At 64.2% G+C, this 15,599-nt stretch carries 13 protein-coding genes; 7 read left to right on the top strand and 6 right to left on the bottom strand.

Annotated features, from left to right (window positions below; all coding sequences use genetic code 11):
- Positions 1-69 precede the first annotated feature (69 nt).
- The 6 genes from V5740_RS09005 to terL all read left to right on the top strand — a co-directional run bounded on the left by V5740_RS09005 (position 70) and on the right by terL (position 7,080).
- On the top strand, positions 70-1,464 hold the full coding sequence (locus V5740_RS09005; RefSeq protein WP_347302151.1) for a DUF1800 domain-containing protein: 1,395 nt from the start codon (positions 70-72) through the stop codon (positions 1,462-1,464).
- A gap of 4 nt (positions 1,465-1,468) precedes the next feature.
- Positions 1,469-2,635, top strand: coding sequence for a DUF1501 domain-containing protein (locus tag V5740_RS09000; RefSeq protein ID WP_347302150.1), 1,167 nt, complete (start codon positions 1,469-1,471; stop codon positions 2,633-2,635).
- Between the two features lie 790 nt (positions 2,636-3,425).
- A complete protein-coding gene (locus V5740_RS08995; protein ID WP_347302149.1) occupies positions 3,426-3,746 on the top strand; it encodes a hypothetical protein in 321 nt (106 codons plus the stop codon).
- A 52-nt stretch (positions 3,747-3,798) separates the two neighbouring features.
- Complete coding sequence (locus V5740_RS08990; protein WP_347302148.1) at positions 3,799-5,106, top strand: DNA methyltransferase; 1,308 nt, start codon at positions 3,799-3,801, stop codon at positions 5,104-5,106.
- Complete coding sequence (locus V5740_RS08985; protein WP_347302147.1) at positions 5,099-5,551, top strand: DUF5681 domain-containing protein; 453 nt, start codon at positions 5,099-5,101, stop codon at positions 5,549-5,551. The genes V5740_RS08990 and V5740_RS08985 overlap by 8 nt, the downstream gene beginning before the upstream one ends.
- Positions 5,548-7,080 carry a phage terminase large subunit gene (gene terL, locus V5740_RS08980; RefSeq protein WP_347302146.1) on the top strand — a complete coding sequence of 511 codons (1,533 nt, stop codon included), beginning with the start codon at positions 5,548-5,550 and terminating at the stop codon, positions 7,078-7,080. The genes V5740_RS08985 and terL overlap by 4 nt, the downstream gene beginning before the upstream one ends.
- Before the next feature lie 560 nt (positions 7,081-7,640).
- Here terL and V5740_RS08975 read toward each other — a convergent pair.
- Entirely contained in the window at positions 7,641-7,997 is a 357-nt protein-coding gene (locus tag V5740_RS08975; protein WP_347302145.1) for a helix-turn-helix transcriptional regulator, read from the bottom strand.
- Positions 7,998-8,043: 46 nt separating this feature from the next.
- Here V5740_RS08975 and V5740_RS08970 point away from each other — a divergent pair, with 46 nt between their 5' ends.
- Positions 8,044-8,556 (top strand): NADAR family protein, encoded by a 513-nt coding sequence (locus V5740_RS08970; RefSeq protein WP_347302144.1) that lies wholly within the window; start codon positions 8,044-8,046, stop codon positions 8,554-8,556.
- Between the two features lie 8 nt (positions 8,557-8,564).
- Here the strand turns inward: V5740_RS08970 and V5740_RS08965 are convergent, their stop codons facing one another.
- The 5 genes from V5740_RS08965 to V5740_RS08945 are packed head-to-tail and all read right to left on the bottom strand — an operon-like array spanning position 8,565 to position 15,598.
- Positions 8,565-9,497: a PfkB family carbohydrate kinase gene (locus V5740_RS08965; RefSeq protein ID WP_347302143.1), complete on the bottom strand. Its 933-nt coding sequence runs from the start codon at positions 9,495-9,497 to the stop codon at positions 8,565-8,567.
- A 7-nt stretch (positions 9,498-9,504) separates the two neighbouring features.
- Complete coding sequence (locus V5740_RS08960) at positions 9,505-11,460, bottom strand: HAD hydrolase family protein (RefSeq protein WP_347302142.1); 1,956 nt, start codon at positions 11,458-11,460, stop codon at positions 9,505-9,507.
- Positions 11,457-12,569: a hypothetical protein gene (locus V5740_RS08955; RefSeq protein WP_347302141.1), complete on the bottom strand. Its 1,113-nt coding sequence runs from the start codon at positions 12,567-12,569 to the stop codon at positions 11,457-11,459. The genes V5740_RS08960 and V5740_RS08955 overlap by 4 nt, the downstream gene beginning before the upstream one ends.
- A 1-nt stretch (position 12,570) precedes the next feature.
- Entirely contained in the window at positions 12,571-14,475 is a 1,905-nt protein-coding gene (locus V5740_RS08950; RefSeq protein WP_347302140.1) for a hypothetical protein, read from the bottom strand.
- Positions 14,476-14,479: 4 nt separating this feature from the next.
- Positions 14,480-15,598 carry a hypothetical protein gene (locus V5740_RS08945; protein ID WP_347302139.1) on the bottom strand — a complete coding sequence of 373 codons (1,119 nt, stop codon included), beginning with the start codon at positions 15,596-15,598 and terminating at the stop codon, positions 14,480-14,482.
- Position 15,599: the final 1 nt, after the last annotated feature.

Here is a 15,599-nt window from a genome sequence, read left to right as displayed (position 1 = left end):
TAGACGGAGAGCGGGAAGGAGAGCAGCACGCCGATCTGGCTTGACCGGGCGGTGGAAGGAGGTTCGCGCATGAGCGAGGCCAGTATTGCCCTCAATCGTTTCGGCCTGGGTGCCATCCCGGGCCAGGCTCCGCCGGCTAATCCACGCCAATGGCTGATCGACCAGCTTGACCTTTATGACCCCCGCCCGCCGGCCATCGCCGCCGCGCCCGGCAGCGCCGATGCCGCACGCAACATTGCTGACTTCCGTTCCCGCCAGCGTGAATTGCGCGGCCAGGCGGGCGATGATCGCAGCGCGCAGATGGCTGCGCGGCGGGAGGCGGCGCAGGACGCGCGGGGCGATTACGCGGCTGCCGTCGCGGCGCGCACCAATGCCGCCCTGACCAGCCCCGCGCCGTTTGCGGAGCGGCTGGTGCATTTCTGGGCCAATCACTTCGCGGTCTCCGCCGACCGGCTGGAGCTGAACGGCCTCGCCGGCCCGTTGGAGTTCGAGGCGGTGCGCCCGCATCTGCTGGGCCGCTTTGGCGACATGCTGAATGCGGTGGAGCGGCACCCGGCGATGCTGCTCTATCTGGATCAGGCGCAGTCCGTCGGTCCCGACAGCCCGGCGGGGCAGCGTGCGGCGGGACGCCAGCGCCAGCGTGGGTTGAACGAGAATCTCGCGCGCGAAATCATGGAATTGCACACGCTGGGCGTGCGCACCGGATATACCCAGGCGGATGTGACCGAACTGGCGCGCGCGCTGACCGGCTGGACGGTTGGCGGTCTGGCCCGCCGTGGCGGTGCGCGGCAGCGCGAAGCGGAGCCGGGTAGCTTTATGTTCGACGGCCGAATCCACCAGCCGGGCGGGCGCACGATCATGGACAAGGGCTATGCCGCCGGTGGCGAGGAGCAGGGGCAGGCAGTGCTGGCGGACCTCGCCGCGCACCCCGCCACCGCCCGTCATCTCGCCACCAAGCTGGCGCGGCATTTCGCCGGCGACACGCCCCCCGGACCAATGGTGGACCGGCTGGAGGCGGCTTGGACGGCGAGTGGGGGCGATCTGCCCACGATATACCGCGCGCTGGTTGCCAGTCCGGAAGCATGGACACCCGCGCCAGCCAAGTTCCGCAACCCTTGGGAATGGGCGATCGGCACCCATCGCGCGCTGGGTATCGGCGAGGTGCAGCCGCGCGCGATGGCGGGGCTGATGACGCAACTGGGCCAGCCGGTTTGGCGGCCGGGGCAGCCGGTCGGATATGACGATCTGGCACCGAGCTGGGCCGGGCCGGACGCGATCATGCGCCGGGTGGAGGCGGCCGAGCGGCTGGCTTCCCGCGCCGGTGAGCCGGATGCGCGCGCGCTCGCCGCCAGCCTGTTCCCCGATGCCCTCTCGCCCGCCACCGCGCAGGCGATCGCGCGCGCCGAAAGCGGCAGCCAGGCCGTGGCGCTGCTGCTGGTCGCGCCCGAGATGATGCGGAGATAGTCCGATGATCCCCACGACCCTTGATCGTAGAACCATGCTCGTCAGCGCCGGCGCCACCGCACTCGCCATGGGAGTTGCGCCGCGCATGGCATTCGCCCGCGCGGCGACCGACCGGCGCTTCGTATTCATCATACAGCGGGGCGCCGCAGACGGGCTGCACATCGTCGCCCCGACTGGTGACCCGGCCTATGCCGGGCATCGCGGCGCCTTGGCGGAGGAGTTGCTGGCGGCGCCGAAGCTGGACGGCATGTTCGCGCTGCACCCGGCGCTCGGCACCGTGTCCACCCTGTATGGCGAAGGACAGGCGCTGCTGGCGCAGGCTGTCGCGAGTCCTTACCGCGAACGATCGCACTTCGACGGGCAGAACGTGCTGGAGACCGGCGGGGCCAGTGCCTACCAGTTGAAGGACGGCTGGCTGAACCGGATGCTGGCGTTGTTGCCGGAGGAACAGGCGCGCGCGATCGCGATCACCGCAACGGTTCCGCTGGCGCTGCGTGGCCCGCAGCCGGTGGCGAGCTACGCCCCGTCGGCGCTGCCTGATGCATCGGACGACCTGCTGGCGCGTGTCGCCATGCTGTACGAAGGCGACAGCCAGTTGCACGGGCTGTGGAGCGAGGCGCTGTCCACGCGCGAACTGACCGGCGATCTTGCGGGCGACAATGGCCGCAACGCCGCCGCGACCGGCGCGCTGGCGGCGCGGCTGCTGCAGCCGGCGGACGGCGCGCGGATCGCCATGATCGAGACCGGCGGGTGGGATACCCATGCCCAGCAGAAGGGGCGGTTGGCAGCCAATCTGCGCGGGCTGGACGCGCTGGTGGCGGCGTTGCGCGAAGGTCTTGGTCCGGCATGGGCCGACACGATCGTGCTGATCGCCACGGAGTTCGGCCGCACGGTGGCGGTCAACGGCACCGGCGGCACCGATCACGGTACGGCAAGCGCGGCGATGCTGTTGGGCGGGCGGGTCGCCGGCGGGCGCGTGCTGGCCGATTGGCCGGGCCTTGCGCCAGGTCAGCTGTACGAGGAGCGCGATCTCAGGCCCACCATGCGGCTCGATGCGCTGATAGCCGGTGCCGTTGCCGGGGCATATGGCATCGAACCGGAGCAGGCGATGCCCGGACTGTTCCCCAACGCCACCGGCGAGCGGGCGATCGCAGGGTTGGTGGCAGCCTGACTTGCGCGCGCAATATGGCGGACGAATGAGCACAAGCGCGCGAGCTGTTTAGGACAAGCAAGATGTGGCGCGGCACTGTGGCTCAGCCTACGGCCTGCCGAAACGACGGTGGCCCGCGTGCAGGTCAAAGTGAGGGCTGTCCGATGTTCCATGGTGCGGCTTGCAGTCTGGAGCGAACCCGTCTCGCATGCATATCGCTGTTTTGCAGGGTACAAACAGAGAAGGTCGAGATTTCGGGCCAGGTTTGGACGCAACGGTGAGGCGCTATCCCCGAGAAAGTGCGGTTCTCACGGCAAATTCCCTAGCCCGGTTAACAGGGATCTAGGATTAGAAAGCAGGCAGCTAGCAGCCGCTCACAGCAACACTTAATTGGCACGAGGAGGTGATTACGATGGCCGTTTTGCCGGCCACGGCAATCTCGGAGACTCCGGAGCAGCGAGAGGCTCGCCTCGGGGCGCAGTTCTGAGGTCGCCTGCACTATTTGCAGAGGAGTTTCGCCGCTGCGTTCACGGCACAGCAGGGCAGGCCCACCTTCAACGAGTCGCTAGCAGACGCAGAGCGACAGCTGAACCCGCGGTCTCGGCGGCGCTCCAAACGCACGCGCATCAATCCCGCTCTCGAGCTGGCGATCAACCACCGTGGGCTCCAGCTGGCCAGCGCCCGCGATCCTCTGGCTCCCAAACTGGAGGGCGAAGATGTCAGGCAAGCTGCGTCCGAGCTGGTGAAGGAGCTCGCGCCCCAACGCGGCCGGCCAGCGAATTACCTGCTTCGCTTGCATCTGCACGCATTCATGGCGCTCTATCGACAGACTTGCGGGAGCGATCTGCGCGCCAGGATTGTGAAGGATGGTGCGTACGAGCCTGGCTTCGCCCCACCGATAGACCAAGTGCTGCTGCAGATATTCCACGCAGTTGACCAGCGCGCTACGCTCACAGCGATGGCGAACATCGTGAAGGATGCGCACGCAACCGGGGCGGTGAAGGGCAAGCGCTTCGAGGACTTCTTCCCCTTCGAAAGCGGCAGCATTGATCCTGAGACCGGGCTGCCTGTTCCCGGACCAGGCTACCGCGTGGAGCAATTCGTGCCGATAACGCCGATTTATTCTTCTTAAGCTGCCTTCGTCCGTGCCGTAACTGGCTCGCTCCCCTTGTGAGGAGCAGATCATGCACGGCCTGAACCACCCCCGGATCGAGATGGTCGATCCCGCCACCCTGCAGGTGGCGTCGACCCATGCCCGCAAGCACAGCGGCAAGCAGATCGAGCAGATCGCGCGGGCAATCGACCGGGTCGGCTTTATCGTCCCCATCATCATCGATGACCAAGGCGTTATCGCCGCGGGCGTCGGCCGCCGACAGGCAGCGCTCCTGCGCGGGCTCGAGCTGGTGCCGGTGATCCGCGTCAGGTTCGTCAGCGAAGCCGATCGCCGAGCCTTTGCGCTGGCAGACAATCGCCTGGCCGAGCTGTCGGATTGGGATGACGAGGCGCTCAAGGGTGAGCTCACTTTCCTCTTCGAACAGGACTACGATCTCGATGTTACCGGCTTCTCGCTCGGCGATCTGGATCTCGGGGTCACGACCGACGAGCCCGAGCCGCCGGTCGAACTGCCCATGGCCGATGCCGTGGCCGTGTCGCGCACCGGCGACCTGTGGTTGATCGGTGAGCACAGATTGTACTGCGGCAACTCGCGGGATGCGGCCAGCTACGAGGCGCTGCTCGTGGACGAACGCGCCACTATGGTGTTCAGCGATCCGCCCTATAACGTGCCGATCGCCGGTCACGTCTCCGGGCTGGGCGCGGTGCAGCACCGCGAGTTCCTCGAAGCGGCCGGCGAGATGAGCCCGGCCGAGTTCACTGGGTTCCTGCGGGTGGTATTCCGCCTGTGCGCCCGGTTCTCCGTAGCGGGTTCGATCCACTATCATTGCATGGACTGGCGCCACCTGCGCGAGGTGTTTGATGCTGGCGACGGTGTCTATACCGAGTTCAAGCAGCTGGTGGTCTGGGTCAAGAACAATGCCGGCATGGGCACCTTCTACCGTTCACGCCATGAGCTCGTATCCGTGTTCAAGTCGGGGACCGGCAAGCACATCAACAATTTCGGGCTCGGTGAGAAGGGCCGGTACCGCACCAATGTGTGGGAGGTCGCCGGCGCCAACACCTTCCGCAAGGGCCGCGCGCAGGACCTCGCTGATCACCCCACCGTGAAGCCGGTCGCGCTGGTGGCCGATGCCATACTTGACTGCTCGAATCACGGTGACCTGATCCTCGACCCGTTCAGTGGCTCGGGGACCACGCTCCTTGCAGCGCACCGGACCCGGCGGCGCGGTGCCGCGATCGAACTCGATCCGCTCTATGTCGATGTGGCGCTCCGCCGGCTGACGCAAGCGACGGGGCTACAGCCGCAGCATGCCGATGGGCGCAGCTTCGAGGAAGTTGCGGCCGCCCGCGCCAGCGGGGAGGCGGCGCGTGGCTGATGATCGCGAGGACGGCTACGAGGTTGGCTACGGCAAGCCGCCCCGGCACAGCCGGTTCCAGCCGGGCGTTTCCGGCAACCCCAAGGGTCGTCCCCGCGGAGCGCGAGGGTTGAAGGCGGAGCTGAAGTCCGAGCTCGATGAATATGTGACTGTGACGGAGAACGGCCGGCCACGGCGGCTGCGCAAGCGCCGCCTGATCATCAAGGCGCTCGCTGCCAAGGCGGCGAAGGGCAATGTGGCGGCCGCCGACAAGCTCCTCTCCCTCGTCATCCAGGCAGAAGGCTTTGAAGACGAGCGGCCCGCTGAGCGCCGCCTGTCCGATACGGAGGCCCTGATCCTGGAGCAGTTCCTCACCGGCCACGCGGCCGAGGGCAATGCGGCCGAGCCGTTGCCAGCGGCAGGAGGCGACGAGCACGACGACGCGGATGGGGACAGGCGGGCATGAGCCCGCTCCCGCCCGGCATCGGCAACGCCGAGGCCTTCATCGAGGAACTACAGCGCCGCGACTTCGGCTCGTTCCTGATCGGCGCTTTTCCCAAGATCCATGGCGGGGCCAATCTCCTCAGCAACTGGCACCATGATGCTATATCGCACCAGCTTGACCAGGTTCACCGCGGCGTCTCGCGCCGGCTGCTGATTACGCTGCCGCCGCGCAATCTGAAGTCGGTGATGGTGTCGGTGGCTTGGGTTGCTTGGTGCCTGGGTCGGGACCCCACGCTCAGCTTCGTGTGCGTGAGCTATTCGCAGGAGCTGGCGCTGAAACACGCGCGCGACTGCCGTTCGCTGATACAGACCCGTTGGTACAAGGCGCTATTCCCCGGGACCGTGATCGCGTCCAACCGCTCGGCGGTGCATGATTTCGAGACGACCCGCATTGGGGGCCGGCTAGCAACCTCGGTGGGCGGCACGCTGACGGGGCGCGGTGGCGACATCATCATCCTGGATGACCCGATCAATCCCAAGGAGGCCAACTCGCAAACGTTACGCGACGGGGTGAATGACTGGTTCGGTTCCACCTTGGCCTCCCGGCTCAATGACAAGAGCCGCGGGGCGATCGTCACCGTCATGCAGCGCCTGCACCAGTATGATCTGGCCGGGATGTTGCTTGAAGCTGGTGGCTGGGACCATCTGTCTCTGCCCGCGATAGCGCCGGAGCCCGTTACGGTTTCGCTCACCAGAGGGCGTACCTACCATCGCCGGAGCGGCGAGGTGCTTCACGCCGCACATGAGCCCTTGGCCGCGCTGATGGACATCAAGCGTCTGCAGGGATCGGTGTACTTCGAGGCCCAGTACCAGCAGACCCCGGTTCCGGCCGAGGGCAACGTGGTCAAGGCCGACTGGCTTCGATCTTATGAGGACAGCTTCGATCCGGCCTCTGCCGGACGGATTGTGCAATCATGGGATACCGCCTCCAAGGACGGCGCGCTCAACGACTATTCGGTCGGGATCACCGCCCATGTGCACCGGGGTATGGTCCGCATCCTGGATGTGTTCCGCCGCAAGCTGAACTTCCCCGAGCTCAAACGACACGTGATCCGGCTCGCGCAGCATCACCACGCAACCGTGCTGCTGATCGAGGATCAGGCCTCCGGCCAGCAGCTTATCCAGACCCTGCGCGCCGAGAAGCCGCGGCATGTTCCTGCGCCGATCGCGCGCAAGCCCGAAGGCGACAAGCTGTCGCGTATGCTAGGTGTCTCCGGCCAGATTGAAGGGGGGCAGCTGCTGCTGCCCCGCGATGCGCCTTGGCTCGCGGAGTTCAAGAGCGAGCTGCTGAGTTTCCCATCTGGTCGCCATGACGACCAGGTGGATGCGCTCACGCAGCTGATGAGCTGGGCGCTGCGCGATCAGCACTATTCAGAGTACATCTTTGCAGGTCCAATCCTAATTTATGCAGATGAGGATGGTGTGACCCACAGCAGCGAGGAGGACGCCTTTGCTAGCGAGAACATCCGTCCCAATGATCCTTGGCTGTAGGCATAAGCGACAACCTGCAGCGGCATCTCGCGGTTGCGAGATGAACCACACGGAGGACGCGTTCTGCGACTAGATCGTAGCTCCTGTGGCGACGCGGCTCGGTCGTTAACGCCCCGGACCGGGCGGGTGGCACGGCTTTGATAGTCTTCCCAGCAGACCGGCTCCGATAGAGCCGGCATCGGCAGCGTTCGGGCTTCATCAGCCGTTGCATGCCAGCTATCGTACCGGTCGGCCTTCCTCTCAATCACTTTGGAATAGAGCACTTTGCATGGCTCACCGGGTGGGAAGCGGAACGGCTGCTTTTGAGCGCTTGGCCGGCGTAAGCGGACTTCTGTTCAGGCGGGGAGCAGGGAGCTCCAACCCTAGCGGGGATCAATTGCGAACTGACCGGGTTGGAGCGGCTCCCCGGGGAGCGGACATTAGTTGGCGCACCTATGCACGGCAGCTAGGCGCCCCATTTGTCGTCATTCATTGCTGCCGATGCCATGCATGAAAACGGGTGCCTGTTCATTATTTCGGGCGTGATCGAAGGGCAGAGGCTTATTCTAATCGCGTGAGATTTACCGAGGATCGCTTTTCGCCTGCAACTCGGCGACCGCGTTGAGCATCCGTGCGATAACCCGCGCACCCTCGGGGGTCTCGTCCCATACGCGGCGCATGCTAGACTGCGCTTGCGCCCATTCGGGATCTGTCTCGCCAGCATCAGGCTCCAAGCGTGGCACCTTCACGCCTAGCGCCTTGCAGATCTGCACGACGTTATGGCTGAACGTCTTGAACTTCCCGGAGCAGATCCGACCGACCTGGCTCGGGTGAACGCCAGCAATTCTACCGATTTCCGCGTTCGACAGCTTCTGGTCGGCATAGGCCGCCGCGATCGAATCGGACACCAACTCTAATTGCTTGTTGCTTGGTTTCATGCAAATCAGCATGGCTAGAGCACTGCAGATTTGCAAGGACATGTTAATGGACGAGATCCGCTTCTACCGGGCTAGCGACAAGCCCTACGGCCCGTTCAGCAATCTCTACCGGCGTATGATCGAGTTCGAGGGGGAGGAGTTCGCGACAAGCGAGCATGCCTATCAAGCAGGCAAGGCCAGGAAGCCGAGTGTCCGTCGATGGCTCATGGAGGCACCGTCCCCATCGCTACTCGCGATGGCGGCCCATGGGCTCTACTACTGGGATGTGGCTCCCGGCTGGTCGAAGACCAAGTTCGACCGGATGCGGGCAGTCCTTCGCGCCAAGTTCACCCAGCACGATGATCTTCGCGATCTGCTTTTATCCACGGGCCACGCTCGCCTGGTTGAGAGCGCGACGGTCGACAACGAGGTCAACCGGCTATGGGGTGAGGTCGGCGGCGTCGGCAAGAATATGCTGGGCGTGATGTTGATGGAGCTTCGCGCCGAGCTTCGATCCGAGGAACAGACACCGGCAGAGGCCGGCGGCGATGCGACCCCATACATGGTCGCCGCGGAATAGCGCGACGATCAGAAGGAGGTGTTTTCGCAGAGCATTTGCCGAACGTAACTAGCACCGCGCTTTCGAAAGACTCCACGGGCACCGGCATAGGCGCAGTTCTCTGCCGCAAGCCGCTGCCCGGCGACGATCCCGCCGATTAAGTCGACGGCGGTCAGACGTTCTGGCCCTATCTGATTGGAGATCATCCAGTCGATGACCCCCACGCTCACCATGTCGCCGGAACCGCAGGTGTCGAGGACGACGGGGGCGTCGATGGCGTGGCACCAGCGGGCGATCTCGCCGTGCTTCACTTCGAGACCCGCCGCGCCGTGCGTGACGATGCACACGCAGTGGTGCGCGATGTTGGAGAGCCGCTCGCCGAGCCGGTCTACCGAATATTTGAGAACGGAGACCATACGCATCGCCTCATCGAACATCGTGTCATCCTCGATCTCGGACGGCTCGAAGAATATGATCGCGCCAGCGGACCACGCCGTCTTCATCGCCTCGATGATGCTGTCGGACAGTCTGTCGGCATAGAAGACCGAGCAGTGGGTGAGGACGGGCAGGGCAAGCGCAAGCTCGGCCTGGCCGATCGGTTGGTATCGCGGAAGCTGGACCCTCGTCTCAGGACACACAAAGCTGAACCCGTGGATGCCGGAGGCGGTGTCCAATTCCTGGGCGAGAACGGGCGACCGAATATCGTTCCGCAGGTGTATGTACTCGATTGATGCTCCAGCGCTGACGAACTCACAGACAAGCCGCTCACCTTCGTCGTCGTCACCAAGAGTGAGAACGGGAGCCACTTGACGGTTCAACATTGCGAGGGAGAGGAGCACGTTGCCACACGAGCCGCCTAGACTCTCGTCGGCCAGGGCGCCGTCCGCGTAGATGCGATCGAGCACCGTGAAGCCCGTCCCCGCTATGTCGACACAATGGTTAAAACGAGTCGCTGCGCCCATGTTCTTATTATGTTCCATTTGCATATGGGGTGTCGAGAGCCATCGAGTGGACATCGAGTCGAATCCCGTCATCAGGTGGGAAGGGTACCAGAGCATAGAGCGCATTAAGAAGCGCATCGGGCCCGGAGGGATGGTCGCCGAACAGGGACCAGCAACCGTTTGGCGCGCCGCATACCTCTCCAACGCTGATCCCGAAAGGGTGGGAGAGGAGCGCATGATCATTTCCACTCCTTGAGCCGCTGTCGCCGAAGCAGAGGATTTCCTTCTCTCTGGAGAGCGCATTCCGGATCGTCTCTACCACCCTGAGCTTGGTTGCCGTAGCGGCGATGATGTCGAAGCTGTGGCCTGATCCAGTGACCCGCACCTGACCGGTTTGAATGAGGGGACATTCAACCATGTCGCGCCGGAACCGGTAGGGGCGCCGAAGCAGCTCCGCGTTGATTGTGATCTGGAGCGGCCCCACCTTATAGTTCGAGGCGACGAACAGGTCTTGGTGCGAGCGCAACCAGTCGGCCGTCGCAGCAATGATCGGATCTGCGATTGGCGGCTCGCGCTCGATGTCCACATCGAGCGGCACGACGTGGCTGCCGTTGTAGTAACCTACTACTACGCGAGGATGCATGTCTGGCGGAAGCACCTTCCGCAGATCTTTGCCCGCCGAGTTGCCTCGACCTGTGGCGATGCCGAGCCTGACACCGGCCGCATCGAGCCTGACGAGCTGCTCGACGATCTCCGCCCTGGGTGGGGAGAACCGTTCGGCCGTGGCGACGAGGGTGCCGTCATAATCGAAGACGAGACCACCGATCGTCGCGGCGACAAGCTTTTCGAGACGGTTCCGGGCATGGATCAGGAGCGGATCCGGTGCGGCACCCCTCTCGTCAGAGCGGGCCATTGCGGCGCGCTTGTGACGAACGCTTGCCGGCATACCGCTCGCGACCGCCTCAAGCGAGCGATTGTCGTAGATCGCTGGCCCAAACTGGCCATATCCGGGCTTTCCCGGGTCTACGCTGACCGCTTGGCCCATTGCCTCGATCATCGTGAGACCATCGATGATGCCGAGGGCGTTCGATAGACGTCCGCCATCGCCGAGGTCGAAGCTAAGCACCCGGATCGTCGGCGGGAGCACGGAGGCGATCGGCGCCCAGACCTCCCGCGTCTCCATGGCGGTGAGCGCGACGATTAGCGTCTCGTCCGCCCGATGATGGATCCAGCCGTGCCGTCCATGCGCAAAGTTTCTGAAATCGACCCTTTGGACGGAGCAGAGGGATGCTTCCCAGATGGACGTGTCGATCAGGGTCGAAATGGGCCCTAATTGCGGGTCCGCGAGGATCAGGATCGTGTCGCGACGGCCGAGCGAGGCGAAGCGCTCGGCCATCGCCGACCGGGCGGCCGCCGTACGGCTCTCGGCAAGCCCGACAAGCAGGGCGGCCACGAGTTCGTCACGCCCGCGTGCGTCATGGGCCACGGCATCCGACGCCAAAAGGAGAGCGCCGACGGTTGCAATCATGGAATGTGTGGCGAGATAGCCGTCTTGGATGGTGGCCGCCGGCACGGCATGGACAGTGCCACCGCTGGCCGCCACGATTTCGGCCGCAGCGCCTGACGGCCCACGCGTTACGATATGGAGTCGTCGGCACCGCCGCTGACGCGCCGAGACCGCCGCTGCAACGATGTCGGCGTTGTCCGCACCTGCGCTGAACAGCCAGACGTCTGAGCCGCTGAGATCGTAGCCGCCCAGAACGAGATCCATCGGGGTCTCGATGGTCGTTGGGCCGAGACCTAGCGTGTCGCGGCATCGAGACAGGAAGCTGGCGGCGATCGCAGATCCACCCGAGCCGACGGCCAGCGCATGACGCCCGCGGCCTTCGGAGAGTGCGCCCGAGATGGAGCCGGCGTCGAAAGCCTTCAGCAGTCGAACGGTATCGTCGAGCCCGTCGAGCTTTTCGGAGAAAACCGGGCTCATTCTGGTTCGGCGGAGGCGACGCATCCGTAGTCACCGTATGCTGGCCCGCTGAGTAGCACGTGTACGATCATGTCCTTGGGGTCATCTTCTCGACGGTCGGCGCCGTCAAATTCGTAACGTGCCGTCTCGATGTATTGGACGGCCAGATCGTGCTCGATTGCGGCCATCAACGCACCGGCCGCCATGACCTTGCTGCCAATCGGAGACAGGATGACGAGCGGCTCGTATGTGCCCTCAACGGTGCGATCATAACGTTCCTTGAGCGTCGAGATCGTCCGGTAGCTGTCGAGCGGGTTCCTCTCCGACACATAGACCAGGTCGCGGGGATCGACCTGCCACTCGTTGACGAGCTCGTTCTCGTATTCGCCGACAAGCGCGTCCGCCCGCCTCGGATCACGGGCGGGGAAGGGAAGGACCGGGCAGACTTTGTAGCAGTCGCCGACCTGCAGGCTGATGTTCGTCAGCGCAGCCTTGCGCCCCCGAGCGAGCTGGGGAATCCAGATGCGAGCCGGATTCAGCGTCTGCGAGAGGCTGCCCTGACCGGAGAAGCCCTTCACCGGCATCGCGCGCTCGGCGGGTTCGCTTGAAATCCGATCGTCGAGTTCGGGGTTCGAGACGATGAGAATGTGAAATGCCCTGTTCGCGGCGGCTTCGCAATCCAGGAGTAGAAGCTTGGCGACCGGGAAGCCGATACCGATGGAGAGTGCGCTCATGTCCAGCACGACGTCAGTAGTGGCGGGATCCACCTCCGTCTTCGACAGCATGGCGGCGACGTTTGAGCCGCCGATGGCGGCGCCGTCATCTCCGAATATGTTGATCCGCTCAACGCGATAGTTCGGCACGATCGCAGCGAGGGCCTCTTCGTTCGCATCGGCGTCGGCGATGAGGTTCGCGTCGGGTCGCCCCCGTTCCTCGCGTATGAAGAGCGCGCCGAGCCGGTCGCCCAGCGTCTCGGACAGCATCTTCGCGATGACCTGCGATCTGGGGTCGAAGCCGGCCGCGGCGACGAGCAGGCAGCGCCTGCCTTGGTCGGCGAAATAATCCCGCACGAACGCTCCGACGTCGTCGTCGAAGTGGGTGATGCAGTTGCTCCAGTGGTCCCTTGCCATCCTAATCGCTGACCTCGCGTAGATAGGCGAGGCGCTTCTCGAGGAACCCCCCGCGCTTCAGCGTTAGCCCGTAAGCGATACACACGGTGCCCGACAGCTCGATCAGGCACCAGGATTTGCCGCCCTGACCATAATTGCGCGTCACCACAATCGTGCCGTTGGCCAGCGCGTGCTTCATCAAGATCGCGAGATCGTCCTCTTTGGATAGAAGCTGCTGCATCTCGGCCTCGGGAATCGCGATTGCGTTGGCGCCTGCACCGAGACGGGCGTTCGGCGAGAGCGAGACCTCCACGCATTCCTTCGCGATAGCGTCGACCATCCTCCGAATCCTGGCGGCGTAGGCGAAAGACCAGCCGTCCATGATCGCGTTTGCCTTCTCGACTAAAGCGCTCTCCTGCATCGATGCCGTGAGCGCCGGCGTCTGGTTCCTGATCGCCCGCGTCTCCATTCGGGCGACTAGGGCTCCGGCGAACTGGAGGAAGATCTCGGCGTTCTCGTTGCTCGCGTCGCAGAGATCGTCAACGCCGAAGTGAAGCGGCCGCTTGTAGGCGTGGTGGAGCTGAAGCCTCGCACCGTCCGCGACGCCGGCGTTGACCTTTATCGGCGTCTTCGGATCCGGGTCAAAGGCTTCGAAAAGAGAGGGAGTTAGGTGCTGCGTCCGGTTGGCATAGCGGTGCATGAGGATCCGAGTCATGGCTAGCCTCAGCTCTTCCGACCGGTCGTGTGACGATGCGCCGGATAGATGTTCGTCCACCAACGCCTCTAGCTCGCGGCGCCGCGCCTCGGTGATCTCGAGCCGGCGCTGATCCTTGTTCGCCAGACCGGCCAGCTCCTTGATCCGGGCCGCCGTCATCGTGCCGACCTCACCGGGCAGCAAAGCCTGGAAGTCGGTCGCGCCGCGACTTTTAAGGACCTGGACAGATGGCAGGTACCGGTTCGCCATATCGAGCGCCATGGTCCGAAATTGGCGCCGCTCGGCGCCCCTCGCTGAGGTGCCCTGCATCCTGATCTCGACATAGTCCCGGCCGGTCGCGAGGTTGTGTGTTTCCTGCGCGCCGGGCTGGCCAAGGACAGCGCCGGGGCTAAGGGCGTCGAGCCGCATCATCAGCCATCGGCCGAAGCGGATCTCGCGTCGGGCGAGCGTGGCGAACAGGCCGTCGCGCTGCTTCGGATGGAGGGCGTGGACGTCGTCGAACATGACGAGCGGACTGAGGGCGATGGTCTCGCCCTTCCATTCAATCTCGACCTGGCTGATCGCCTCAAAGGGATTGTAGGGGGCTGTCGCAGCGGGCGGCAGATTCTCGATGCTTGGCGGCCGCAGTCCCGCCACCACCGAGTAGATCGCCTTCTGGACTTCGAGGGCACGCTCGCGAATGCCGGCCGGATCGAGACCGCCGATCTGCTCGACCTGGGCTTCCGAGGCATCCCGTGCGACGAACCGGATGTCGGATAGGCCGCGCCGACGGTTAACGGTGAGGTTGCGGATGAGGCCCAATACCGATCGCGCCTGCGCGAACCAGAAGGCGAGCTTCGTCTTGACCGCCTCGTCGTAGGGCAGTTCCCAGAAGTCTCGGTAGTCGGATTCCATTGGCTCGCGGACGGCCGCGACGCGCGGCACGCCGCCAACCAGAAAGCCCGCATTGCCGAGAGCTCCCGCGAGATCGCGATTGATCGAACTAGACAAATCCCGCGCGATCGCGTCGACCATTCGAAATTCGGCGAGCTTCGCTAGCATCGTTTTTCCGCTGCCCGGTTCGCCGATGATGCGGACAGGCAGCTCGAACATCTCGTCCTTGTGCTTGCTTTTTGCGAGGAATGTCGTGAGCGGCGCCGGGCTCACGATCGCCAGAAAGGAGGCGTCGTCGCGGACATACTCGGTGGCGCGGCGGAGAAAGGGGTTGGCCATATGGTTAGCCGTGCCGATCGCGGCGACGGAAGAGGGGGCGCATAGGATGGCCATTGCGACCGGTCGTCTCTGCCCAGAGCAGCGGGATGGCGTTGTTGGGGGCGTTGTGCTCGAGCACGATCGGTAGGGCGCAACTCGCGTAGCCCCGCTTCATGTCGCTCTGTCCGGCCTCATCGCAATGCTTCTTTAAACGCTGATAGAGATGGTCGTCGTAGTAGCGTTCGCACAAGTCGAGTATCGCCGTGTCGTGACCGCCGACCATTTTGAGGCTCGATGGCAAAAGAAGGCCCTCGGTGATCGTTACCTCGTCGAACGAGCGGTTCTCCAGGTTGGCCTTGGCGTCTGCGACACGTTCGTCCAGCGCCACCCGCGCCTGCTCGGTGGAAACGTAATGGTGGATGTGGAGGGCGTAGTCTTCGGCGATGGGAAATTGCTCCTTCATCGATTCCCGCGCCTTGATCACGAGATCGTTGAACTTCTTCAGCTTGCCCTTCCACTTGCCCTCGACCTGCCTGATGAAGGTCGTGCCTGAGGCGGTGAAGTCGTCGATCAGGTAGACGTTGTCGAAGCGGGCATCCTGCCCGAGCGAGCCGATCAGCTCCTTACCTAGATCGAGCCACTTCTCGTCGCCGATGTCGAGCATCGGTACGAACTGGTCTTGCACGAGGCGCGGCGAGTTCGCCCGGCGGAGGATGTCGATGCGGCTGCCGTCGCTGAGACCGACGAACAGGCTTCGGCGAAGCAGCCGATTGAAGGCCGCCACTCCGCCCTGGTTTCCCCAAACCTCCCATGGTTTGATCCCAGCCTCAGCGGCGGCGGCCTTTCTGAGATGCGGCGTTACCGTCTCGGGGATAAAAACCTCGATGACCCTCTGCATTTCGGCCTGAGAGAGGTAGACGAGCCTCGTCTTCACAAAATCATAAGCGGCAGGCCGGTCCGTTGGCTGGAACTGACGCAGCCAGGTAGCGAGGTTCTCAAGAAAGCGTACGCCCGCCCGAAAATCCGAGTAGCCGTCATACTTGACAGCGGACATGAGGCGCAGCCACGCATATTCCTTTGTGGCATCCTCGGTATCCCAGCTCATGACGTCTGCAATGAGGTTCAGCGCAAGGGCGTTAATCATC

Source organism: Croceibacterium sp. TMG7-5b_MA50, from assembly GCF_039830145.1.
Taxonomy (GTDB): Bacteria; Pseudomonadota; Alphaproteobacteria; order Sphingomonadales; family Sphingomonadaceae; genus Croceibacterium.
Note: the sequence above shows the minus strand (reverse complement) of the source record. Positions and strands in the feature narration are given on the sequence as shown.

Coding starts and splice junctions, on each gene's coding strand:
- V5740_RS09005 (WP_347302151.1), top strand. CDS start 70: ATGAGCGAGGCCAGTATTGCCCTCAATCGTTTCGGCCTGGGTGCCATC.
- V5740_RS09000 (WP_347302150.1), top strand. CDS start 1,469: ATGATCCCCACGACCCTTGATCGTAGAACCATGCTCGTCAGCGCCGGC.
- V5740_RS08995 (WP_347302149.1), top strand. CDS start 3,426: ATGGCGCTCTATCGACAGACTTGCGGGAGCGATCTGCGCGCCAGGATT.
- V5740_RS08990 (WP_347302148.1), top strand. CDS start 3,799: ATGCACGGCCTGAACCACCCCCGGATCGAGATGGTCGATCCCGCCACC.
- terL (WP_347302146.1), top strand. CDS start 5,548: ATGAGCCCGCTCCCGCCCGGCATCGGCAACGCCGAGGCCTTCATCGAG.
- V5740_RS08975 (WP_347302145.1), bottom strand. CDS start 7,997: ATGAAACCAAGCAACAAGCAATTAGAGTTGGTGTCCGATTCGATCGCG.
- V5740_RS08970 (WP_347302144.1), top strand. CDS start 8,044: ATGGACGAGATCCGCTTCTACCGGGCTAGCGACAAGCCCTACGGCCCG.
- V5740_RS08965 (WP_347302143.1), bottom strand. CDS start 9,497: ATGGGCGCAGCGACTCGTTTTAACCATTGTGTCGACATAGCGGGGACG.
- V5740_RS08960 (WP_347302142.1), bottom strand. CDS start 11,460: ATGAGCCCGGTTTTCTCCGAAAAGCTCGACGGGCTCGACGATACCGTT.
- V5740_RS08955 (WP_347302141.1), bottom strand. CDS start 12,569: ATGGCAAGGGACCACTGGAGCAACTGCATCACCCACTTCGACGACGAC.
- V5740_RS08950 (WP_347302140.1), bottom strand. CDS start 14,475: ATGGCCAACCCCTTTCTCCGCCGCGCCACCGAGTATGTCCGCGACGAC.
- V5740_RS08945 (WP_347302139.1), bottom strand. CDS start 15,598: ATGATTAACGCCCTTGCGCTGAACCTCATTGCAGACGTCATGAGCTGG.